This is a genomic window from Bifidobacterium sp. LH_730 (genome assembly GCF_056355835.1).
Genome location: NZ_JBKETB010000007.1, coordinates 126,361 through 148,617, shown reverse-complemented (window position 1 = coordinate 148,617; position 22,257 = coordinate 126,361). Strand labels below are relative to the sequence as shown.

Sequence of the window (22,257 nt, the reverse complement as noted above, 5' to 3'; positions counted from 1 at the left end):
CGAGCGGTTCAAGACCGAGCTGGACGCGTACATCGTCCACTGGAACACCAAACGACGCCAGATACGACTCGAGGGACACACCCCGGAGGAATACCGGAACATGTCCCTCGCAGCCCGACCCCCGTATCCTAATAAACAACGTCCAACAAACGGGGCGCAGTTCATTGCCGGCAGCCAACCCCTTTGCTGATTGTCTGCCATTCTAACCCACGCTCCGACACATGCTCGTAACAGAGCGTCCATCAGGCGGACAATCCGCCTCGTTGCGGCTGGTCGCAACGGCTTCGACGCCCCGGCGCACAGGGCCTATGCCCGGGGGAACGCCTGCCAATACCGCGCCTTGAGCTGTTCGATGGAGACGTGGGTGTATCGCTGGGTGGTTTTGAGCGAGGAGTGGCCAAGCAGCTCCTGCACCTCGCGCAGGTCGGCGCCGCCGTCGAGCATATGCGTGGCAGCGGAGTGACGCAGGGCGTGCGGGCTCACGTCGGGCACGCCGGCCAGTCCGGCGGCTTGGTGCACGATCCGCCGGGCCACCCGCGCGTCGAGGCGCCCTCCGCGGGCGCCGAGGAACAGCGCCCCTGACGCCCGCCCCCGTTCGAGCGCGGGGCGGCCCCGATCGATCCATTCCGACAGGGCCCGGGCGGCCGGCGAGCCGAAGGGCACGACGCGCTGCTTGGAACCCTTGCCGGTCACCTTGAGGGTCCGCGAGGCGAAGTCCACGTCGCCCACATCGAGTCCGACGAGCTCGGCCACGCGGATGCCCGTGGCATAGAGCGTCTCGACCACGGCCGCGTCGCGCAGCGCCAGCGACGGATCCTTCGCCCGCGTTCCATCATCGCCACGGGCCGCGCGGTCGTCCGCAACATCCATCATCCGCCGCGCCTCGGGCTCGGTAAGGACGGCGGGCAGCGTCTCGGGAATGCGCGGGGTCTTCAGGCTCGCGGCGGGATCGACCGGCACCAGGCCATGCTCATGCGCCCAGGCGAAGAAGCCACGCACGGCGACGACCGCGCGCGCCATGCTCGACCGGGCGTGCGTGCGCGAGGCATCGGCCATCCACGCGCGCAGATCCTCCAGCGCGACCTGCCCGGGCGCGTCGATGCCCCGTCTGGAAAGAAAGGACAGGCAGGAGCCGATATCGTCTCCGTATGCTTTGAGCGTATTGTCGCTCAGCCCCTGGTTCGCACGGGCATGACGCAGGAAGCCGGCCAACGATGCGTCCAGGTCCATATATGCGCCTCCCCGTGCCCCGCGTGTGCTGATAGGATAATCCTATTCCCCCGCTCCCCGGCCCGGCCGTCGGCGCCCCAGCGGGCGACGGCGAACGAATCCCAGGGAAAGAGCGGACGTGCTGCATATCCAAGGCATCAGCAAGCAATACCGGACCGGCGACTTCGTCCAGCGCGCGTTGGACGAAGTGAGCCTCGACCTGCGCGACAGCGAATTCGTCGCGATCCTGGGCCCCTCCGGCTCCGGCAAGACCACGCTGCTCAACATCATCGGCGGACTCGACCGCTATGACGACGGCGACCTCGTGATCAACGGCATCTCGACGAAGCGATACCGGGACCGCGACTGGGACTCCTACCGCAACCACACGGTCGGATTCGTGTTCCAAAGCTACAATCTGATCCCCCACCAGACGATCCTGCGGAACGTGGAGCTGGCGCTGACCATCTCCGGCGTGCCGAAGGGCGAGCGGCGCGAACGCGCGCGCAAGGCCCTGGAGAGGGTCGGGCTCGGCCAGCACGTCGACAAGCGGCCGAACCAACTCTCCGGCGGGCAGATGCAGCGCGTGGCCATCGCCCGCGCGCTGGTCAACGATCCGAGCATCGTGCTGGCCGACGAGCCGACCGGCGCGCTCGACTCGGACACCTCCGTGCAGATCATGGACCTGCTCAAGGAGGTGGCGCAGGACCGGCTGGTCGTGATGGTCACGCACAACCCGGAGCTGGCGCATGAATACGCCACGCGCATCGTGGAATTGAAGGATGGCGTGATCCGCACCGATTCCAACCCCTATGCGCCGGGAGCCGGGAACGGGAACGACGCCGACGGCACGTCCGGCCCGTCCGAGGCCCCGGTGGACGGCTCCGTCGCCCCGGCATCGGACGGCCCGCGGCACGCGGCCTCCCATGCCAAGACGCGTCCGGCGCGCCGGACCACGGCCGACGCCCGCGGCAACATGGGGCGCGCCTCGATGTCGCTGGCGACTTCGCTGGCGCTGAGCTTCAACAACCTCGTCACGAAGAAGGCGCGCACCTTCCTGACCGCCTTCGCCGGTTCCATCGGCATCATCGGCATCGCGCTGATCATGTCGGTGTCGGCGGGCGTCAACACCTACATCGGCGACATCCAACGCGACACTATGACCGCGTATCCAATCACCATCGACGCGAAGACCTTCGATCTGTCCTCGCTGATGGCCGAGTCGGCCAACGCGGCCGCCAGCCATGGCAAAAAGCACGACAGCAAGGCCATCTACGCCGACGATTCGGCCGTCAAGGACGCCTCGACGATGACCAGCTCGATCACCGAGAACAATCTGAGCGCGTTCAAGAAATACCTCGATAAAAAGGACAGCCCCGTGCGGCAATACGTCGGTTCGGCGGGCATCCAGTATTCCTATAATCCGCGCTTCTCCGTGTTCACCCATGATCCGGAGGGCACGCTGGTCAGCGCCGACGGCGTGACCGTGGGCGGCACCGGCAGCCAGTCGATGGCCTCGCAGCTGGCCAGCGGCTCGCTGATGTCCACCGACGCCACCACCTTCACCTCCACCCGGATGTCGATGCTCACCGGCAAAACCGACGAGAACGCGGCGCCGGACTCCTTCCACGAGATCATGCCCTCCGCCGACGGCTCCGAGATCAGCAAGGTCGTGCGCGACAACTACCGCGTCGTCAACGGCGACTGGCCTTCCTCGGCCGACGAGGTCGTGCTCGTGCTCAACGACAACAACACGCTGCCGCTGACGACCCTGTATGAGCTGGGCCTCAAGCCGGCCGGCGAATACCACGAGATGATGAGCCAGCTGGATTCCGGCGGCAAGGTCGAGACCAACACTGACGCGATCGACTATTCCACCGCGCTCGACCAGCGGCTCACGCTGATCCCGGCGGCCGACCAGTATGTCAAGGGCGCCGACGGGCATTGGCAGTTCGTCGGCGACAATGTCGACCAAGTGAACGGACTCATGGGCTCCGACAAGGCCATCGCGCTCAAGATCGTGGGCGTGGTCAAGCCCAAGGCCGACGCGGACGCCACGCCGCTGGCCGCCGGCGTCGGATACACGCGCCAGCTCACCGACCGGCTCATCGACGCCGCCGACGCCAGCCAGATCGTCACCGAGCAGCGCGCCGACCAGGCGCATAACGTGCTCAACGGCATGACCTTCTCCCCCACCGACGACGCGGCCAAGGCCGACGACGCCCGGCGGTATGTCGCATCCCTCGGCGTCAGCCAGAAGGCGCAGATGGCCTCCGGCATGATGCAGGCCCAGGCTGCGGCGCAAGGCGGCCAGGGCGGGGATCAGGGCGCGGCCGCCGCCATGGGCTCGATGAGCGAACAGCAGCTCGCCGAGCGATTCGACGCCTATATCACCACCGCCGATCAGGCCGCGTTGGTCGGCATCTACAACCAATACGTCTCCACCGGCACCTATGACGACAATCTCGCCGCCTTCGGCGTGATCAGCCGCGATGCCCCGAACGCCATCAACATCTACGTCGACAGCTTCGAGGACAAGGACCATATCGCCGACGCCATCGACGATTACAATGAGAACGCCAGCCGCAGGGACAAGATCACCTACACCGATTACGTGGGCCTGATGATGAGCTCGGTGACGACGATCATCAACGTCATCACCTATGTGCTCATCGCCTTCGTGGCCGTCTCATTGATCGTCTCCTCGATCATGATCGGCATCATCACCTATATCTCGGTGCTCGAGCGCACCAAGGAGATCGGCATCCTGCGCGCGATGGGCGCCTCGAAGCGCAACGTGTCCAACGTGTTCAACGCGGAGACCGGCATCATCGGCTTGCTGTCCGGTCTGATCGGCGTGGCGGTCACCGTGGCCCTCAACTTCCCGATCAACGCGGTGCTGCACCACTTCATGGGCACCAACGAGGTCAACGCCGTGCTGCCGTGGCCCAATGCGGTGGTTCTGGTGATATTGAGCGTCGTGCTCACGCTGATCGGCGGACTGATCCCCTCGCGCGGCGCGGCGAAGAAGGATCCGGCAACCGCGTTGCGCACGGAGTAGAACATTCATAGGACCGTAACTCAAAGGAAAGGAAGCCGACATGGCATTGCCGAAGGAGATTCCGACCGGCGCGCGCATCGTCGCACGCGTGATCGAGGGCGTGGACCCGGACGACGGGCGCACGAAGTTCCGCGACTATGTGGGGCATGTGACCGCCTGGGACGGCACGACCCTGGAGATGGTGCGCGACGCCACCGCCAATGGATCCCGTCCCGAGCAGCGCGTGTCGATCGAGGCGCATGCGATCGCCACGATCAAGCCGGTGCCGGAACGCCCGCACACCCAGCCGCGGGCCTAACGACGGTTCGTAGCGTCACGACATTGCGAACGACATGCTGCGTTTCGCAGTGTCGTGACGTTTTCGCAGCAGAAGCCGTCACGAATCTGCGAACAACACGCTATGCGTCGCAGTGTCGTGACGTTTTGAGGCCAGAAACGTCACAAAGTTGCGAATAACACGCCGTCTGTCGCAGTGTCGTGACGTTTCCGCTGTACTAGTGGCATGAAGTTCGGAACGATACGTTGCTGTTCCGAGTTTTGTGCCACTGACGCAATGTAAGTGGCACTTTTTTCGGAACAACACACCGTACGTCTGAATTTCGTGCCACTGACATGGACTCAGTGGCACTATTTTCAGAACAACACGCCATTCTTCTGAACTTTGTGCCACTGGCACGGACTCAGCGGCACGAAACTCAGAACAGCAGCGTGTCGTTCGGAATAATGTGCCGCTGACACAGCCGTAGTGGCGCATAATATGCCGTTCTGCCGAAAGTTGTGTCCCTCACAAGGCCACGCACGTGGTTTGCGCGCTCCGTTCCCCGGTCAGACGCAGGATCTGCTCGCCGCGGCGGGCGGAATCCAGCAGGGCTTGCTGCCAGCCATCGGCCGGGATGTCCAATGTGCCGGATGGGCCGGCCACGCCGGAAGCCCGCGCCGCCTTGTAGTCGCGGAAGGGCTGGCCTTCGGCGAAGAAGCCCCGCACGGCCTGCTTGCTTGATGCGTCATCATCGCCGGACACGAAACCGGTGTGCAGATCGTCGGCCATGGCGGTCAGGCGCGCGGCCATATGCCTCAGCAGTTCTTCGACGTTGGCGGCGTCCTCCTCGACCATCGCACGCGTGCGCTCCGGATCGGTCAGGGCCACGCGCGTCATATCGCGCCATGAGCCGGCGGCGAGCGCGGCCGCGATGTTGCGGTCCGGATTGCCGGTCAGCTCGTTGATAAGCGCGGTGGCGACCACATGCGGCATATGGGATATCAGTGCGGCGGCGCGATCATGCGTGGTGTCGTCGAGCACGATGATCCGGTTGCCCACGCCCTCGGTGATCAGACGGGCGACAGCAAGAAACCGCTGATATTCCGTCGCCTGGTCGACGGTCAGCGCCCACAACGCGCCGTCATAGAGCGCGGGATCGGCGGCGGACCATCCCGACAGTTCGTTGCCGGCCATCGGATGCGCGCCGACATACCGCTCCCCCAGTCCGGCGGCCATGACCTGATCGCGCACCATGCCTTTGACCGAGCCCACATCGGTCAACGTCGTCTCAGGATGCGCGTCGAGCAATGGTTTGAGCTCGTCCAGCACAGCAGGCATCGCCTTGAGCGGATTGCACAGCACGATGGCATCCGGCGCGGCCTCGGCCAGCTGCGCCAACGCGGCGACGCATCGGATGCCGTCGCGTTCGGCCTGCGCATACGGGTGCGGCCGATGGTTCCACGCGATGACTTCGTGCCCACGCGCGGCCAAGCGGCGGGCCAACGATCCGCCGATCAGGCCAAGGCCGACGATGCCGACGCGCATACGCGGGCCTGCCGTGTTCGTCACGTTCGTCAAGCTAACCGTATTAGCCAAGTTAGCCATGTTTTCCGTCTGTGCTGAACTTGCCATACTCCCCGCCTTCGCAATGTCCGCTGCAGTTGCCGGGACTCCGCCATTCCTTGAAGTCGTCGAGTTTGTTTCCTGCGACTTATGCATATCGCGCATTCCCTCTGTCACTACCTCTGCCCCGTTCGCTGTCCTCAAGTTCGACGCCGTTCCGCGGATATCCCGACCGCTCACCACATGAGCTCCCGGCGGGTGACCGCGTCACTCTGCCAGTCCGCAGCCAAATGCGCCGCGTCGAGATGCACGCCGCCTTCGGGCAGCATCCAGGCATCCACCGGCGGGTTCGGTCGTTCGCGGCGTGGATAGACGGCCAGGGTCTTGACCCAATCGCCATGTTCGGCCACCTCGGTGAGCACGTCCTGGAACTGGCGCTGCCATGGCGCGGCATCGATGGTGGCGATGAAGCTGTAGGTGCCGGCGTGCCCCTTGATCGGACGGGATATGAAGCTGGTCATGTTCAGCCCGGCGTCACGCAGCACGTCGAGCAGATTCGCCAGCACGCCCGGGCCCGTGGACAGCGGGATGAAGGTGATGATCGTCTCGTATTCGTCCACGCCGTCCTGCCGGGCGCAGGCGAGGAGTCCGGCCGCTTCGTCGCGCGGCGCGAGGACGAGGAATTCGGTGTGCGCGCCCTGATAGTCCTGCACGGCGGTACCGATGGTCGTGAGATGGTAGAGCCTGCCGCAGATGGACGGACCGAAGGCCACATCGCCGGGTTTGAGGTCGCGGCAGGCGGCGCCGTTCGAGGAGGCGGGCTCGGGGATGAGGTTGTGCTCGGCGATGAAACGCTTGCATTGGGCGAGGCCATGAGAGTGCGCATATACATGCGCACCGTCATATTCTGCGACGCTCGCGACGCTATCGGTTCCAGCCCCGGATTCCCGCACGAAGGCATCGAAGGCGACATCGATGCCGACCCGGGCGAATCCGACGGCGTCGTGCGCGTCGATCAGCGCGTCGAGATTCGGCACGACGTATCCCTCGACGTTGTTCTCCCAGGCGATGACGCCCCATGCCTCTCCGGATTCGACGGCGCGCATGATGGCGGGCACATCGGGCAATGCCTCGAGCTGCGGCTCGCTGCCAAGCACGGGCGTAAGCAAAGCGGCCGCCTCGATGGCGGCCTGATGCGTGAAGGTGCCTTCCGGCCCGAGATAGGCCAGCGTTGTTCCAGTCATAGACAACACTGTACCGTCGCGGGCTCACCCGCAGCCTCGTCCGCCCGATGGGCAGACCTTACGGATGCTTCCGACGGATTACGACGATGTGAGAAAACCGTCTATTCCCGATCAGCACCGGTCGAGACGTCAACCATGCCATCGCCCGCGCTCGACGCGTCCATTTCGGCGTCCACCTCGGCATATGCCTGGCGGGGCGGCATGGCGAACCAACGGCGGGGCAGAACCAGCATCAGCACCTGCACGACGATCAGTCCGAAAAGCCAGATGTAACCGGCGTGTTCGCTGAAGAAGGGCATGGGGCTGCCGAAGCCGATGGGCGTCAGCGCGTCGCCGCCGGGACCGGGCATGGCCATCTGCCAAGCCACCAACGAGGAGACGATCAGATGCAGGGCCAGGCCCGTGGCCCCCATGCGCGAGCGCGCGCACCAGGTCGACATGCCCAGGATCAGGAAGGCCAGCACAAGCCCATAGGGGATGTTCATCGAAGCGCCCATGCGGTGCGCCATCGTGCCGATAAGTCCGCTTCCCGCGCCCGCGACAATCGTCACCAGCGCCTTGACCGCCATGCTTTGCCGATGCGACCACGGCATCAGGGCCATATCGACCTCGCCGCCCCGCGCCTTCTTTCCCCGTGCATTCCGCGTGCTGTTCCTCGCAACCATATCCTCCACTCTAACCCCATATACGAAAAGAACCTCCTCCGAAAACCGGAGAAGGTTCTTAAAGAGTTTGATCAGGCGTTAGCCTGGTTATTCTGCTGAGCCGTCAAGCGGAGAGCCCAGTGGGCTCTCCGTAGGCGAAGGGAGCGGCTTTGCCGCGACGCGTCAGAAGAATCAAGCGTTGGCTTGATTATTCTGCCTGCGCTGCTTGGCGCGCCACTTGTACCAATCCTCGCGGCCGAGGATGATCTTGCGCACGCGGATCGACTCGGGCGTCACCTCGACGCACTCGTCCTCGTTCGCGAAGTCCAGCGACTCCTCAAGGCTCATCTTGATTGGCGGGGTGAGCGTCTCGAGCACGTCGGCGGTGGAGGAACGCATGTTGGTCATATGCTTGGCCAGCGTGATGTTCACGTCGAGCTCGTCGGGCTTGTTGTTCACGCCAACGACCTGGCCCTCGTAGACCGGTGACTGCGGGTCGACGAAGAAGTTGCCGCGCGCCTGCAGGCGCTGCATGGCATACGGGGTGGCGACGCCCTTGCGGTCGCACACCATCGAGCCGTTCTGGCGGATGGAGATCGCGCCCGTCCACGGAGCGTAGCCCGCGGAGATCGACGAGGAGATGCCGGTGCCGCGCGTGGCGGTCAGGAGCGCGGTGCGGAAGCCGATCAGACCGCGCGAAGGCACGGTGAACTGCAGGCGCACCCAGCCGGAGCCGTGGTTGGACATCGAGTCCATGCGTCCCTTGCGATCGGCCATGAGCTGCGTGACGGTGCCCATGTATTCCTCGGGCACGTCGATGGTGGTGTTCTCCATCGGCTCGTTGACCACGCCATCGATCTTCTTGGTGACGACCTGCGGGCGGCCGACGGTCAGCTCGTAGCCTTCGCGGCGCATCTCCTCGGCGAGCACGGCCAGCGCGAGTTCGCCGCGGCCCTGCACCTCCCAGGCGTCCGGGCGATCGGTGGGCAGCACTCGGATCGACACGTTGCCGATGAGCTCGCGGTCGAGGCGGTCCTTGATCATGCGGGCGGTGAGCTTGTGGTCCTTGCCCTCGGTGCCGGCCAGCGGGGAGTCGTTGATGCCGAAGGTCATCGAGATGGCGGGCTCGTCGACGTGGATCAGCGGCAGCGGCTTGGGATCGTTGGGGTCGACGATGGTCTCGCCGATCATGATGTCGTTGACGCCCGCGACCGCGACGATGTCGCCGGGGCCGGCGGATTCGACCGGGATGCGCTCGAGGCCCTGCGTGCGCAGCAGCTCGGAGACGCGGAAGCTCTCGATGGAGCCGTCCACACGGGACAGGCCGTAGGTCTTGCCCTTCTCCAGCGTGCCGTTGTAGATGCGCACGAGGCCGAGGCGGCCGAGGAAGTCGGAGGAGTCGATGTTGGCGACATGCGCCTGCAGCGGCGCGCCCTCCTCGTATTCGGGGGCGGGGATGTTGGCGATGATGGAGTCAAACAGCGGCTCGAGATTGTCGTTGTCGGGCAGCGTGCCGTTCGCCGGCTGGTTGACGGAGGCATAGCCGGCCTTGGCGGCGCAGTAGATCACCGGCAGGTCGAGCAGTGCGTCGAGGTCGAGGTCCACGCCCTCCTCGACGACGTCCTGGGCCAGGCCGAGCAGCAGGTCGGTGGCCTCTCCGACGACCTCCTCGATACGGGCGTCGGGACGGTCGGTTTTGTTCACGCACAGGATGACCGGCAGCTTGGCCTCGAGGGCCTTGCGCAGCACGAAGCGGGTCTGCGGCAGCGGGCCTTCGGAGGCGTCGACGAGCAGCACGACGCCGTCGACCATCGAGATGCCGCGCTCGACCTCGCCGCCGAAGTCGGCATGGCCGGGGGTGTCGATGATGTTGAGGGTGATGCCTTCCGGATGGCCGTACTTGGCCGCCAGCGGACCGTTGTATTCCACGGCCGTGTTCTTGGCGAGGATGGTGATGCCCTTCTCGCGCTCCAGGTCATTGGAGTCCATGACGCGGTCGGGCACTTCCTCGCGCTCGTTGAAGACATGCGACTGCTGGAGCATGGCGTTGACCAGCGTCGTCTTGCCGTGGTCGACGTGCGCCACGATCGCCACATTCCTGATATCCCCGCGAACAGCCATCGAAAACCTCTCTTATATCACATTGATTCTTGGGTTCTGTTCAGATTTTTCAGACAAACCAACAGAATGGTATACGTCATGCGCGACAGTCACCTACGCCTCGCCCTCGCGCACAATCTCCGCCGCATCGGGCATGAACGGCGCCAACGACGGCAGTTCGTCGAGCGAGGACAATCCCATCTTCTCAAGGAACATCGGGGAGGTGACCAGCAGCGCGGCCCTTGAGTCGGGATCGACGCCCTCCTCGCGGATCAGGCCGCGCACCGTAAGCGAACGGATGACGCCATCGGAGTTGACGCCGCGGATGGCCGCGACCTGCGCGCGGGTGACCGGCTGCTGGTAGGCGATGATGGCGAGCGCTTCGAGCGCGGCCTGCGACAGACGCGCGGTCTGTCCGTCCGTGACGAAGGCCGATACGACGGGTTCGAATTCGATGCGGCTGGCGAACTGCCATCCGCGCGCCGTGCGCCGCAATTCATACCCCCGGTTCTCGTTGGCATAGGAGTCCCGCAGCCTCTCCAGGGCCTCCCCCACCTCGCGTTCGTCGACGGCGAGCACGCGCGCCATATCGGCGGCCTCCTGCGGCCGGTCGGCGACCATAAGAATCGCCTCGAGGCAGGAATCAAGCCCGCCGGGGAAGTCGTCGACGGTGAAATCGACGTATTCAGGGCGCGAAGGAGCGCTGGCAGGAGTGCCGGTGGCGGTGTCGCCGGTGCCGGTGGTAGCGTCGCCGGTGCCGGTGGCATCGGTCGAAGCGTTCTGCTCGTCGGCGGGGGTCAATTCGTCGCGATCGGTCATATCAGGCGAAATCTCCTTCGGATATGGTCATGCCGGGGTCGTCGGCGCCGGCAACCCAACGCAGGTGCAACGGTGCATAGGGGCCGGATTGGCGGAATTGCACGACGCCCTGTTTGAAGAACGCGAGCAGTGACAGGAAGCGGGCCACGATCTCGATGCGGCTGGCGGCATCGGCGGTCAGTTCGGCGAAGGTCATCGAACCGCCCTCCCCCAAGGCGCGCAGGCGTTCGCGCACAATGGCCGACTGGGCCTTCAAATCGACCAACGGCACATGCAATTGGTGGACGGAGACCTCGGCGGCGGGCGCGTTGGCGAACACGGCCGCGGCCAGGCGCGCCAGATCCTCCGGCCCAAGCGTCCATGCGAGTTCCGGCAGCATCGAGGCGACGGATTCATCGAGCGCCGCGGGATGCGGGAACCGCCCGGCGTTGGCGTCGATGCGCGCGCGGAAATCGGCGGCGGCCCGTTTGAACGCGCGGTATTGCACCAGGCGCGCGAACAGAAGGTCGCGTTCGCGCAGCGCCTCCATGCTGGCCTCGTCGCGCGCCCCATCCTCGCCGCCGGGCAGCAGGGCCGCGCTTTTGGCTTCGACCAGCACCGAGGCGACGTCGAGGAAGGCGCTGGCCTCCTCCATATTGCGCCCTTCGGACACGTCGAGGCCGCGCACATAGGCGAGGAATTCCTCGGTGATGGCCGACAGCGACACCTCGGTCAGGTCGAGGCGGCGGTTGGCGATCATCGACAGCAGCGCGTCGAAGGGGCCCGAGTAGACCTCAAGGTCGACGGAGAAGCCGGGGACGGCGGCCGTGTCGGCGCCCGCCCCGCCAGGCGTCGCGACCGACGGTCCGCCGGCAGCACCGCTGGTTGTTCCATCGCTCGCCTCGCCGGACGCCAAGGAGGGTCCCGGTCCGGCCCCGTCCTCCGACGTGGGGGCGATGAGCTCGGGCTGTTCCTGTTCCTCGGACATGACGATGGCGATATGGGTGCGGCCGGAAACGTAGACCGCCCGTCAGGCGACGATGCCCTTGGCGATCAGCTCGCGCGCCACTTCGCGGTATTCCTTGGCGGTCTTGTGGCCGGGCGCGTAGATGGTGATCGGCGCGGCCGCGACATTGGAGTCGGGCAGCTTGATCGAACGGGAGATGACGGTGTGCAGCACCTTGTCGTCGAAGGCCTCGCCGATGCGCTGCGTGACCTCCTCGCAGTGCAGGGTCTTGGTGAACATCGTCACCAGCACGCCGTAGACCTCGAGCGAGGGATTGATGCGGCGCTGGACCTTCTCGATGGACTGCATCAACAGGGCCACGCCGCGCAGCGCGAAGAACTCGGCGGCCACCGGGATGATCACGCCGTCGGCCGCGGTCAGCGCGTTGACGGTGAGCAGACCCAGCGAGGGCTGGCAGTCGATGATGATGACATCGTATTCGTTCTTGAGGCTCCGCAGCACGCCGGTGAGCACCTGCTCGCGCCCGACCTCGGTGACCAGCTGCACCTCGGCGGCCGACAGGTCGATGTTCGCCGGGATCACGTCGATGTTCTCGAATTCGGTGTGCTGCACCACGTCATGCGGGTCGGTCGAGGGATCGAACAGCGCGGTGTAGATCGTGTTATCGACGGTGTTCGCGTTGATGCCCAGGCCCACGGTGGCGGCGCCCTGCGGATCGAAGTCGACGATCAGGCAGCGCCGGCCATATTGGCTCAACGCGCCCGCGATATTGATGGAACTGGTGGTTTTGCCGACGCCGCCCTTCTGGTTGCACATGGCGATGACCCGCGCCGGACCGTGCTGCCGCAACGGTTCGGGGGCGGGGAAGGTCTCGTATTCGCGTCCAAGCATATCCACAGGCATATGGCTCACCTTATCATCAGCGTCGGTCGTGCGGACGGCGGTCTGGCCGGCGTTCCGGGCGGCGGTGCGCCCCATGGCGCGCACCGTGCCGGGCAGGTCGAAGGCACCCTGCGCAAACGTTCCCTCGTTCATAATTTCATAGATTAACGGTATGGCGATGGGAACGTCGGGAATTGCTGGGAATGTCGGAGAGACGGGCACTGGACCGTTCTCGATTCCGGCTCCAGTGGCTTTTTCCAGAACTGTGGTGAATAAGGATACTTTCGCCGGGAAACAGTCCACTGGACTGTTTCTTATTCCGGCTCAGACGGCGTCCTTATGCAATTCCCTTGGAATTGCGGGACGCCGCCCGTGGATGCGAGGTCAGATAGGCCTCGATAAGCGTTTCGGGGCTGATATGCGTGTATATCTGCGTCGTCGTCACACTGGCGTGCCCCAGCAGCTCCTGCACGGTGCGCACGTCGGCTCCGCCCTGGATCAGATGGGTGGCGAAGGAGTGGCGCAGGGTGTGCGGGTGCAGCGGGCGGTCGATATGCGCGCGTTCGCCGGCCAGCTTGACGACCTCCCACACGGATTGGCGGGATATGCGGGCGCCGCGTTTGTTGAGGAACAGGGCGCGTCTTTCCGGGCCGTGCGAGCGCGCACGGGTCTCGAGGGCCGGGCGGGCATGGTCCAGATACCGCCGCAGCGCCGCGCGGGCGTATCCGCCGACCGGCACGAGGCGCTGCTTGGAGCCCTTGCCGGTCAGCCGCACGACGCGCTCGTCCAGGTCGAGGTCGGCGAGGTCGGCACCGCAGGCCTCGGAGACACGGCAGCCGGTGGCATACATGAACTCGAGCAGGGCCTTGTCTCGCAAGGGTATCGGGTCGACGACCCCGATGGGCTCCCCGCCGGCGCCTGGGTCCGCCGGAACCGGCACGGCGTCGAGCAGACGGGCCACCTCGTCGACGGACAGCACGTCGGGCAGCGTGGAGGCACCCTTGGGCGCCTTGACCCGGGCCGCCACATCGTCCCCGACCGCATGCTGGGCGAGCGCGAAACGGTGGAACTCATGGATCGAAGCCAGCCGGCGCGCCTTGGAACGGGACGATTCCCCCGCCTCGTCGAGCGCGGCGACATAGTCCTCGACGTCCTGCCTGCGGATCGCGCGCGGACCATCGACGCCACGGGCGGCGAGCCAGTCGACGTAGCGCCTCAGATCGGTGCCATAGGCCTCGATCGTCGAGGCCGCCAGACCGCGCTCCACATCGATATGCGCCATGAACTGCTCCAGCAGCCGCCCGAACCCGTCCCTCGTCGCCATGCCCCTCATCCTAACGCCCCGGCACCCGACCGGCGGCGTTGTAAGGCGCGATTGATAAAGTGAACGCGTAGAGCATCCCCTGTGCGTAAAGGAGTCTTGGCTTGTCGGCTGAACTCGAGGACATCCATGAGGAGTGTGGCATCTTCGGCGTATGGGGGCACCCGGACGCCGCGCGACTGACGTATTTCGGCCTGCACGCATTGCAGCACCGCGGTCAGGAGGGCGCCGGCATCGTCTCCAACGACCACGGCCACCTCATCGGCCACCGCGGACTCGGCCTGCTGACCCAGGTCTTCTCCGACGAGCACGAGATCGCCCGTCTCAAGGGCGACGCCGCCATCGGCCATGTGCGCTACGCGACGGCCGGCTCGGGCGGCGTGGACAATATCCAGCCCTTCATCTTCCGCTTCCATGACGGCGACGTGGCGCTGTGCCACAACGGCAACCTCACCAACTGCCCGACCCTGCGGCGCGAGCTCGAGGACCGCGGCGCGATCTTCCATTCGAACTCCGACACCGAGGTGCTGATGCACCTCATCCGCCGCTCCATGCAGCGCACCTTCATGGACAAGCTCAAGGAGTCCCTCAACCTCGTGCACGGCGGCTTCGCCTACCTGCTCATGACCCAGGACGCGATGATCGGCGCGCTCGACCCCAACGGCTTCCGCCCGCTGTCGCTGGGCAAGATGAAGAACGGCGCCTATGTGCTGGCCTCCGAGACCTGCGCGCTCGATGTGGTGGGCGCCGAGCTCGTGCGCGACATCCGCCCCGGCGAGATCGTCGTCGTCGACGCGCACGGATACAAGATCGTGCAATACACCAACGAGACGCAGCTGGCGATCTGCTCGATGGAGTTCATCTATTTCGCCCGCCCCGACTCCAATATCTACGGCGTCAACGTGCACTCCGCGCGCAAGCGCATGGGCGCGCGTCTGGCCGCCGAGTCTCCGGTCGAGGCCGATATGGTCATCGGCGTGCCGAACTCCTCCCTGTCCGCCGCCTCCGGCTATGCCGAGGCCTCGGGCCTGCCCAACGAGATGGGCCTGATCAAGAACCAATACGTGGCCCGCACCTTCATCCAGCCCACGCAGGAACTGCGCGAACAGGGAGTCAGGATGAAGCTCTCCGCCGTGCGCGGCGTGGTCAAGGGCAAGCGCGTCATCGTCATCGACGATTCGATCGTGCGCGGCACCACCTCCAAGCGCATCGTGCAGCTGTTGAAGGAGGCGGGCGCGGCCGAGGTGCATATGCGCATCAGCTCGCCGCCGCTCAAATACCCCTGCTTCTATGGCATCGATATCTCGACCACCAAGGAGCTCATCGCCTCCAAGAAGTCGGTGGAGGAGATCCGCGACTATATCGGCGCGGATTCGCTTGCCTTCCTCTCGCTCGATGGCTTGGTCGAATCCATCGGCCTCAACACCTCCGCGCCTTACGGCGGCCTGTGCGTGGCCTATTTCAACGGCGACTATCCCACGGCCCTGGACGACTACGAGCAGGACTTCCTCGCCTCGCTGACGCCCGAGGACCGCATCAAGCTCCCCCGGTTCGCCCTCGACAACAGCGAATACGAGGGCAACGAATACTCCTGCCAGAAGGGCCTCAAGCCCGGCGAATGGCATCCGAAGGCCGAGGCGTAAACCCTCCCCCAACACCCGTCGAATCCACAGAATCCAACAAAACCCAAGAAAGGTCCATCCATGCCCACAGCCTATGAGAACGCCGGCGTCAGCGTCGAAGCAGGGTACGAGGTCGTCAACCGCATCAAGAGCCACGTGGCCCGCACCGGCCGCCCGGGCGCCGGCGGCATCGGCGGCTTCGGAGGCCTGTTCGACCTGTCTCTGCTCGGATACAAGGAGCCGGTGCTGATCTCCGGCACCGACGGCGTGGGCACCAAGCTCATGGTCGCCAAGATGATGAACAAGCACGACACCATCGGCCAGGACTGCGTGGCCATGTGCGTCAACGACATCCTCGCCCAAGGCGCCGAGCCGCTGTTCTTCCTTGATTACATCGCCTGCGGCAAGAACGATCCGGCCCTGCTGGAGCAGGTCGTCAAGGGCGTGGCCGACGGCTGCGTCGACGCCGGCGCCGCGCTGGTGGGCGGCGAGACCGCCGAGATGCCCGATATGTACGACCCCGACGAATACGATCTGGCCGGCTTCACCGTCGGCGTGGCCGAGAAGTCGAAGATCATCGACGGCACGAAGATCGCCGAGGGCGACGTGCTCATCGGCCTGCCCTCCTCCGGCATCCACTCCAACGGCTATTCGCTGGTGCGCAAGATCTTCTTCAAGGACCACGACTACACGGTCGACTCCGTGATCGACGAGCTTGGCGGCGAGACCCTGGGCGAGGAGATCCTGAAGCCCACACGCATCTACGCCAAGCCGCTGAAGCCCCTGTTCGCCGGCGACGACCTGCTGCACGGCGTGGCGCATATCACCGGCGGCGCGTTCGTCGAGAAGGTGCCGCGCATCATCCCCGAGGGCCTGGCCGCGAGCTTCGACATCACCTCGTGGGAGGTCCCGGCGATCTTCCAGCTCATGGAGCGCCTCGGCGGCATCGATCACAAGGAGATGTACAACATCTTCAACATGGGCATCGGCATGGTGCTCGTCGTCTCGCCGGAGAAGGCGGCCGAGGTCGAGTCCATCCTCGACGCCGAGAACGAGGTCCACTTCCGCGTCGGCGAGATCGCCAAGGACATCGACGGCACGAGGATCCAGCTGCACGACTGACGGCACGTTGCCATCAATGGGAGACGCATGCGTCTCCCATTGTCATCCTGGACGAATCCGTCGTCGTCCCAAGCAAAGTTCCACGCGTCTTATTGTCATCCTGAGCGAAGCCCGAAAGGGCGCAGCCGAAGGATCCCTCCCCAAGGAAAGGCATTGATATGAAGGTTCTGGTCATCGGTTCGGGCGCGCGCGAGCACGCCATCGCCCACGCGCTGCTGCGCGGCGGTTCCACCGAGGAAGTGACCGTCGCCCCCGGCAATCCGGGCATGGAGCGCGACGGCATCCGCACCACGAAGCTGAGCGAGTCCAACCACGCCGCGCTCATCGACTTCGTGAAGAACAACGGCTACGACTGGGTGTTCGTCGGTCCCGAGGTGCCGCTGATCGAAGGTCTCGTCGACGATTTCCAGGCCGCCGGCATCAAGGCCTTCGGCCCGAACAAGGCCGCCGCGCAGATCGAAGGATCCAAGGACTTCGCCAAGCAGCTCATGGCCCGCCACGCCATCCCGACCGCCGGATACCGGACTTTCGCCGACCTTGAGCCGGCCAAGCGCTACGTCGCCGAGCACGGCGCGCCGATCGTCATCAAGGCCGACGGCCTGGCCGCCGGCAAGGGAGTGACCGTCGCCATGGACGAGGAGACCGCGAACGCCGCGCTCGACGATATCTTCGTCGACCACCGCTTCGGCTCCGCCGGCGCGAAGGTCGTCATCGAGGACTTCCTCGAGGGCCAGGAATTCTCCCTGATGAGCTTCGTCCACGGCACCGATTTCTGGCCGATGCCGATCTCGCAGGACCACAAGCGCGCCTACGACGGCGACAAGGGCCCCAACACGGGCGGCATGGGCGCCTACAGCCCGGTCCCCCAGATTCCCGCCGCCGTCATCGAGCAGGCCATCGAGACCATCGTCAGGCCCACCGTCGAGGCCATGTCCGAAGAAGGCACGCCGTTCACCGGCATCCTCTACGCCGGCCTCATCGCCACCGCCGACGGCCCGAAGGTCATCGAGTTCAACGCCCGCTTCGGCGACCCCGAGACCGAGGTCGTGCTGCCCAAGCTCACCTCCGACCTCGGTGCCGGCATCGCCGCCATCCTCGACGGCCGCGAACCGGAGTTCACCTGGGACGACACCAACGCCACGCTTGGCGTCGTGCTCGCCTCCGACGGATATCCGACCAACGTCATCAAGGGCGCACGTATCCCCGACATCCCCGTCGACGACGATTCCCATGTATATTACGCCGGCGTCGCCTCCGGCGAGGAGTCCAGCACGCTCGTCGCTTCCTCCGGCCGCGTGCTGCTGGTCGAAACTACCGCCCCCGACATCAAAGCGGCGCAGGACAAGGTCTACGCGATCCTCGACAAGCTCGACGTGAGCGGCATGTTCTACCGCCACGACATCGGTGCCAAAGCGCTTGGCGCGCGCTGACGGAGTGTCTATCCATAGAAATTCTCCCTTTTCTCGTGCTCGGCGCACATTGGTACGAGAAAAGGGAGATTTTTCATATCGTTTTTCGCTCTTTTCTCGTACCAGCACCGTCGCTGGCACGAGAAAAGGGAGAAATCTGCGTCCCGCCGCATGCCCATACGGGCAGAGATGCGCGTCCGTGGACGGGGAACGGACGGATATGCAAATATACGGATATATGGTGAGGGCCCTTGCGGATTTCCGCAAGGGCCCTCACCGTATCAATCACACGTCAGGGGACGGATATCACTGCTGATCCTCGTGGCGGGGAATCAGGAAGGAGCAGGCCAGCGCCAGGGCCAGCATCACGGCGCAGGCGACCATGGAGGCGGCCCAGCCCGCGGTGGTGCCGGAGGAGGCGGCGAACAGGTTCATCACCATGTAGAGGATGGCGTAGCTCAGGCCGGCGCCCAGGTTGAACATGCCCGAGTTCATGCCCGGCAGGTAGCCCGGGTTGTCCTTCGGGGAGAGCACGATGCCCAGGCCGTTGAGCATGATGTTCACGGTGCCCGCGTAGCTGGCGCCAAGGGCCAGGGACATGACGACCAGAGCCCACACGCTCGGCGAGTTGGAGACGAACACGCCGAAGAGCACGGCCACGATGCTCACCACCATGCCGGCGCGCAGCACCTTGCGGTAGCCGAACTTGGAGGCCAGCACACCGGCGACGGGGCCGAAGGCCAGGCCGATGAGGGCATACGGGGTCAGGGTGGCGAAGGAGACGACGTCGGCGCCCAGGCCCACGCCGTTCTCGGTGTCCTGCGCGAGGGCCGGCACGATGCCGTTCATGATCGCGAACACGCCGGTCATGGTCATCAGGGTGGTCAGCAGCAGGCCCCAGGTGCGGCGCTGCTTCATGTAGTGGGTGGAGACCAGCGGCGCCTTGGAGCGCTTCTCGATCTGCCAGAAGATCACGAAGAACACGGCGGCGAGCACGACCAGGCCGCCGATCATCAGCCAGTTGGCCTCGCCGAGCTTCTGGATCTCGTTGGTGACCATGTAGGCGGCGACGAAGGCGATGCCCAGGGCGATGACGCCCGGCCAATCCATCTTCGGGGTGTCCTCGGCGGTGCTTTCCTCCACGGCGAACATCACGAGCACGACGGCGACGACCGCGATTGCGGCCATGGTCCAGAACACGGAGCGGAAGCCGAAGGTGCCGGCCAGCCAGCCGCCCAGGATTGCGTCGACGCCGGCGATGCCGCCGTTGACGGAGGTGAGGATGGCCATGAGCTTGGCATACTTCTTATCCTCGGTGACGCGCACGTGCAGCATGATCAGGCACATCGGCACAATCGGGCCGGAGGTGCCCTGCAGGATGCGGCCGACCATGAGGATCGTCACATTCGGGGCGATGGCGGAGATCGCGCAGCCGACGATGGTGGCGATGAGGATGCCGATCAGCACCTTCTTGCGGCCGATGAGATCGGCCAAGCGCGGCAGGAACAGCGAGAACAAAGCCGCGGAGGTGAAGAACACCGTCTGGCTCAGGCCGATCTGCGAGGAGGTGGTGTTGAGCTCATGCTCCATGGTGGTCAGCGCCGGGGAAAGCATGGATGCGTTGAGCTGGAAGGCGAAGATGGCCACCAGCAGGGCCGCCATCAGCGCGACGATGGATTTGCCGCCCTCGTCGAGCATCTTGTCGTTCTTGGTTTCGGTCATGGTTCTTTCCTTGTCTTCTTCTTGGGGGAAAAATGGGTGGGGCCGGCCATGGGCTCGGCCGGCCCCGCATGCATCGGATCGGGGAACGGACCGGTCTCAGCCGATGGTCGTGATCGCGTCGGCCACGAGGTCCCAGAACCTCTCGAAATCGAGGTCGACGGCGACCTGGGTGTGGCACTGGTCGGCCGACGGCTCTGGGCCACGCAGATCGGCCACGGTCATGCCGAGGGTCAGCTCGCCGTGGATCTCCACATCGAGCGGGCAACGGCGGGTGCTCACCACCGACGGGTCGATGAGGTAGGCGACCGTGCACGGGTCGTGCACCGGCGGGTCGATGAAGTCCTGGTTGTTGCGGTAGGTCTCGCGGAAGAAGTCCATGAGGCCGGAGACGAACATCGCCAGATCGGTGCCGATGCCTTCGATGCGGCTCTGCACCTCGGGGGTGCACAAGGCCTGGTGGGTCAGGTCGAGGCCGACCATGGTGACCGGCCATGCCTCGTTGAACACGATGTGCGCGGCCTCGGGATCGACCTTGATGTTGAACTCGGCCACGGGGCTCCAGTTGCCCACGTGATAGCCGCCGCCCATCAGCACGACTTCCTTGACGCGCTCCACGATGCGCGGCTCCATGCGCGCGGCCATCGCGATATTGGTCAGGGGGCCGGTGGGCACCAGCGTGACGGTGCCGGGCTCGTTGGCCATGATGGTCTCGATGATCCAGTTGACCGCGTGTCCCTCGTCGAGCGGGCGGGTGGGCACGGGCAGTTCGACGCCGTCGAGGCCGGATTCGCCGTGGATGGAGGCGGCGACCTCCTGCGGGCGCACGATCGGACGGTCGCAGCCGGCGTGCACGGGAATATGCGGGGCATGCGCCTTCTCCAGCACGGCGCGGGCGTTGGTGGTCACCTTCCCAAGGCTTTGGTTGCCGCCGACGGTGGTCACGCCCAGCAGGTCGATCCCGGGGTTGCCGAGCGCCAGCAGGATCGCCACCGCGTCGTCGTGGCCCGGATCGCAGTCCAGGATGATCTTCTTGGCCATTGCCACTCCTTTGTTCAATGGATATTGGTTGGTGCGATTGAGTTGGGATGAAATGCGCCGGCGGGACGGGGAGGGGAAGAAGACCCGCCCCGCCGGCGACGTCTTGGATGGCTGGTCCGCCGGTTCAGCGCGCGCCAAATGCGCGCAGCATCGCCTCGGCGTCGGCCAGCGTGATCTCGCGCGGCGTGTTGCCGGCGAAACGCTCGTCGACGACGGCCTGCGCGTTCGAGGCCAGCTCGTCGGAGTCGATGCCATAGTCCTCGACGGGGTGCAGGCCCAGCACGCGGTCGCGGAAGTCCTTCACCGCGGCCACGGCCATGGCGCTCGCTTCCTCGGCCGAAAGACCCTCCGGATACGTCACGCCGAGGATCTGGCCGATCTCGCGCACCTTGTCGCGACGGACCGGGGCGACGAATTCCATCACCGCGGGCAGCGCGTAGCCGACGGCCTCGCCGTGCACGATGTGGTACTTCGAGCCCAGCACATGCGCGATCGAATGGCCGGCGATGGTGCCGGAGTTGTTCAGCGCCCAGCCGGCCAGCGTGGCCGCCACCATCACGCGCTCGCGGGCGTGGCGGTCCTTGCCGTTGGCGACGGCCGCGGGCAGGTAGTTGGCCAGCAGGAACATGACCTTCTCGCAGATCGCATCGGCGACCGGCGAGGCCATGCGCGACAGATATCCCTCGGCCGCATGGCAGAAGGCGTCGAGGCCGCAGGCGATTGTCATCTTCGCGGGCAGCGTGAGCACGAGGTCGGGGCAGAGCACCGCCAGTTCGCTCACGGCCGGGTCGGCGAGCACGGCCAGCTTGCGGTCTGTCTCCTCGTCGGTGACGACCAGCGCGTTCGACAGCTCGCTGCCGGTGCCGGAGGTGGTGGGCACGGCGATCATGCCGGGGCAGGGCGCGATCGGCGTGGACGGATCGGTGTAGTCGATGATCGAACCGCCGTTGACGCGCACGATGTTCACGCCGCGGGCCACATCCATCGAGCTGCCGCCGCCGATGGCGACGATGCTGTCGGCGCGATGGTCGAAGAAGGCCTTGACGCCGGCCGCGACCGTACCGGTCAGCGGATCGGGCCGCACCTCGTCGAACACGCCGACCTCGACGCCTTCCTCGGACAGTCGCCCGATGGCGGCGCGCACCAGCGGCATCGTGACCACGAAGGAGTCGGTCACGAACAGCGGGCGGCGGTAGCCCTTCTCGCGCATGATGCCGAGCAGTGTCTCGCCGAGGTCATCGGTGCAGACGATCCCGACGGGTTGGAGCATCTTGACATCCATATGAAGCGCTCCCC

General features: G+C 65.5%; 17 protein-coding genes and 1 pseudogene. 6 read left to right on the top strand and 12 right to left on the bottom strand.

The window, feature by feature from the left end; genetic code table 11:
• Positions 1-115: pseudogene (locus AC1AUD_RS09645) on the top strand (IS3 family transposase); the annotation flags it as partial.
• A 191-nt stretch (positions 116-306) separates the two neighbouring features.
• On the opposite strand, the gene AC1AUD_RS09640 reads toward AC1AUD_RS09645, so the two are convergent.
• Positions 307-1,230, bottom strand: coding sequence for a tyrosine recombinase XerC (locus AC1AUD_RS09640; RefSeq protein WP_476574127.1), 924 nt, complete (start codon positions 1,228-1,230; stop codon positions 307-309).
• 118 nt (positions 1,231-1,348) lie between these two features.
• Here AC1AUD_RS09640 and AC1AUD_RS09635 point away from each other — a divergent pair, with 118 nt between their 5' ends.
• Together AC1AUD_RS09635 and AC1AUD_RS09630 are read left to right on the top strand one after the other, a co-directional pair.
• Positions 1,349-4,270: an ABC transporter ATP-binding protein/permease gene (locus AC1AUD_RS09635; RefSeq protein WP_476574126.1), complete on the top strand. Its 2,922-nt coding sequence runs from the start codon at positions 1,349-1,351 to the stop codon at positions 4,268-4,270.
• A 40-nt stretch (positions 4,271-4,310) separates the two neighbouring features.
• Entirely contained in the window at positions 4,311-4,568 is a 258-nt protein-coding gene (locus AC1AUD_RS09630) for a DUF6725 family protein (protein ID WP_476574125.1), read from the top strand.
• 486 nt (positions 4,569-5,054) lie between these two features.
• On the opposite strand, the gene AC1AUD_RS09625 is transcribed toward AC1AUD_RS09630, so the two are convergent.
• The 8 genes from AC1AUD_RS09625 to xerD all read right to left on the bottom strand — a co-directional run bounded on the left by AC1AUD_RS09625 (position 5,055) and on the right by xerD (position 14,051).
• A complete protein-coding gene (locus AC1AUD_RS09625) occupies positions 5,055-6,074 on the bottom strand; it encodes a prephenate dehydrogenase (protein WP_476574140.1) in 1,020 nt (339 codons plus the stop codon).
• A 254-nt stretch (positions 6,075-6,328) separates the two neighbouring features.
• Positions 6,329-7,336, bottom strand: a complete 1,008-nt coding sequence (locus AC1AUD_RS09620) for a prephenate dehydratase (RefSeq protein ID WP_476574124.1) — start codon at positions 7,334-7,336, stop codon at positions 6,329-6,331.
• Positions 7,337-7,437: 101 nt separating this feature from the next.
• Positions 7,438-7,938, bottom strand: coding sequence for an alcohol dehydrogenase (locus AC1AUD_RS09615; protein WP_476574139.1), 501 nt, complete (start codon positions 7,936-7,938; stop codon positions 7,438-7,440).
• A 234-nt stretch (positions 7,939-8,172) separates the two neighbouring features.
• The gene (gene typA / locus AC1AUD_RS09610; RefSeq protein ID WP_476574123.1) at positions 8,173-10,101 is read right to left on the bottom strand and encodes a translational GTPase TypA; all 1,929 of its coding nucleotides are present in this window, start codon (positions 10,099-10,101) and stop codon (positions 8,173-8,175) included.
• 93 nt (positions 10,102-10,194) lie between these two features.
• Positions 10,195-10,899, bottom strand: a complete 705-nt coding sequence (gene scpB / locus AC1AUD_RS09605; RefSeq protein WP_476574122.1) for an SMC-Scp complex subunit ScpB — start codon at positions 10,897-10,899, stop codon at positions 10,195-10,197.
• 1 nt (position 10,900) lies between these two features.
• Positions 10,901-11,866 carry a segregation and condensation protein A gene (locus AC1AUD_RS09600; RefSeq protein ID WP_476574121.1) on the bottom strand — a complete coding sequence of 322 codons (966 nt, stop codon included), beginning with the start codon at positions 11,864-11,866 and terminating at the stop codon, positions 10,901-10,903.
• 42 nt (positions 11,867-11,908) lie between these two features.
• Positions 11,909-12,748 (bottom strand): ParA family protein, encoded by an 840-nt coding sequence (locus tag AC1AUD_RS09595; RefSeq protein ID WP_476574138.1) that lies wholly within the window; start codon positions 12,746-12,748, stop codon positions 11,909-11,911.
• 316 nt (positions 12,749-13,064) lie between these two features.
• On the bottom strand, positions 13,065-14,051 hold the full coding sequence (gene xerD / locus AC1AUD_RS09590; RefSeq protein ID WP_476574120.1) for a site-specific tyrosine recombinase XerD: 987 nt from the start codon (positions 14,049-14,051) through the stop codon (positions 13,065-13,067).
• Positions 14,052-14,152: 101 nt separating this feature from the next.
• On the opposite strand from xerD, the gene purF reads away from it, so the two are divergent.
• The 3 genes from purF to purD all read left to right on the top strand — a co-directional run bounded on the left by purF (position 14,153) and on the right by purD (position 18,222).
• Positions 14,153-15,691, top strand: coding sequence for an amidophosphoribosyltransferase (gene purF, locus AC1AUD_RS09585; RefSeq protein WP_476574119.1), 1,539 nt, complete (start codon positions 14,153-14,155; stop codon positions 15,689-15,691).
• 60 nt (positions 15,692-15,751) lie between these two features.
• Entirely contained in the window at positions 15,752-16,792 is a 1,041-nt protein-coding gene (purM, locus tag AC1AUD_RS09580) for a phosphoribosylformylglycinamidine cyclo-ligase (RefSeq protein WP_476574118.1), read from the top strand.
• A gap of 152 nt (positions 16,793-16,944) precedes the next feature.
• Positions 16,945-18,222, top strand: a complete 1,278-nt coding sequence (gene purD, locus AC1AUD_RS09575) for a phosphoribosylamine--glycine ligase (RefSeq protein ID WP_476574137.1) — start codon at positions 16,945-16,947, stop codon at positions 18,220-18,222.
• A gap of 285 nt (positions 18,223-18,507) precedes the next feature.
• Here purD and uriT read toward each other — a convergent pair whose 3' ends face one another.
• The 3 genes from uriT to AC1AUD_RS09560 all read right to left on the bottom strand — a co-directional run bounded on the left by uriT (position 18,508) and on the right by AC1AUD_RS09560 (position 22,243).
• The gene (gene uriT, locus AC1AUD_RS09570) at positions 18,508-19,923 is read right to left on the bottom strand and encodes a uridine transporter UriT (RefSeq protein WP_476574117.1); all 1,416 of its coding nucleotides are present in this window, start codon (positions 19,921-19,923) and stop codon (positions 18,508-18,510) included.
• A gap of 96 nt (positions 19,924-20,019) precedes the next feature.
• Positions 20,020-20,961 (bottom strand): uridine-preferring nucleoside hydrolase UriH, encoded by a 942-nt coding sequence (gene uriH, locus AC1AUD_RS09565; RefSeq protein ID WP_476574116.1) that lies wholly within the window; start codon positions 20,959-20,961, stop codon positions 20,020-20,022.
• 124 nt (positions 20,962-21,085) lie between these two features.
• Positions 21,086-22,243 (bottom strand): iron-containing alcohol dehydrogenase, encoded by a 1,158-nt coding sequence (locus AC1AUD_RS09560; protein ID WP_476574115.1) that lies wholly within the window; start codon positions 22,241-22,243, stop codon positions 21,086-21,088.
• Between the last annotated feature and the right edge of the window lie 14 nt (positions 22,244-22,257).

Bases quoted from the DNA above. Each gene is read 5' to 3' on its own strand.
- AC1AUD_RS09640 (WP_476574127.1), bottom strand. From the start codon at position 1,230: ATGGACCTGGACGCATCGTTGGCCGGCTTCCTGCGTCATGCCCGTGCG.
- AC1AUD_RS09630 (WP_476574125.1), top strand. From the start codon at position 4,311: ATGGCATTGCCGAAGGAGATTCCGACCGGCGCGCGCATCGTCGCACGC.
- AC1AUD_RS09625 (WP_476574140.1), bottom strand. From the start codon at position 6,074: ATGCGCGTCGGCATCGTCGGCCTTGGCCTGATCGGCGGATCGTTGGCC.
- AC1AUD_RS09620 (WP_476574124.1), bottom strand. From the start codon at position 7,336: ATGACTGGAACAACGCTGGCCTATCTCGGGCCGGAAGGCACCTTCACG.
- AC1AUD_RS09615 (WP_476574139.1), bottom strand. From the start codon at position 7,938: ATGGCCCTGATGCCGTGGTCGCATCGGCAAAGCATGGCGGTCAAGGCG.
- typA (WP_476574123.1), bottom strand. From the start codon at position 10,101: ATGGCTGTTCGCGGGGATATCAGGAATGTGGCGATCGTGGCGCACGTC.
- scpB (WP_476574122.1), bottom strand. From the start codon at position 10,899: ATGACCGATCGCGACGAATTGACCCCCGCCGACGAGCAGAACGCTTCG.
- AC1AUD_RS09600 (WP_476574121.1), bottom strand. From the start codon at position 11,866: ATGTCCGAGGAACAGGAACAGCCCGAGCTCATCGCCCCCACGTCGGAG.
- AC1AUD_RS09595 (WP_476574138.1), bottom strand. From the start codon at position 12,748: ATGCCTGTGGATATGCTTGGACGCGAATACGAGACCTTCCCCGCCCCC.
- xerD (WP_476574120.1), bottom strand. From the start codon at position 14,051: ATGGCGACGAGGGACGGGTTCGGGCGGCTGCTGGAGCAGTTCATGGCG.
- purM (WP_476574118.1), top strand. From the start codon at position 15,752: ATGCCCACAGCCTATGAGAACGCCGGCGTCAGCGTCGAAGCAGGGTAC.
- uriT (WP_476574117.1), bottom strand. From the start codon at position 19,923: ATGACCGAAACCAAGAACGACAAGATGCTCGACGAGGGCGGCAAATCC.
- uriH (WP_476574116.1), bottom strand. From the start codon at position 20,961: ATGGCCAAGAAGATCATCCTGGACTGCGATCCGGGCCACGACGACGCG.
- AC1AUD_RS09560 (WP_476574115.1), bottom strand. From the start codon at position 22,243: ATGGATGTCAAGATGCTCCAACCCGTCGGGATCGTCTGCACCGATGAC.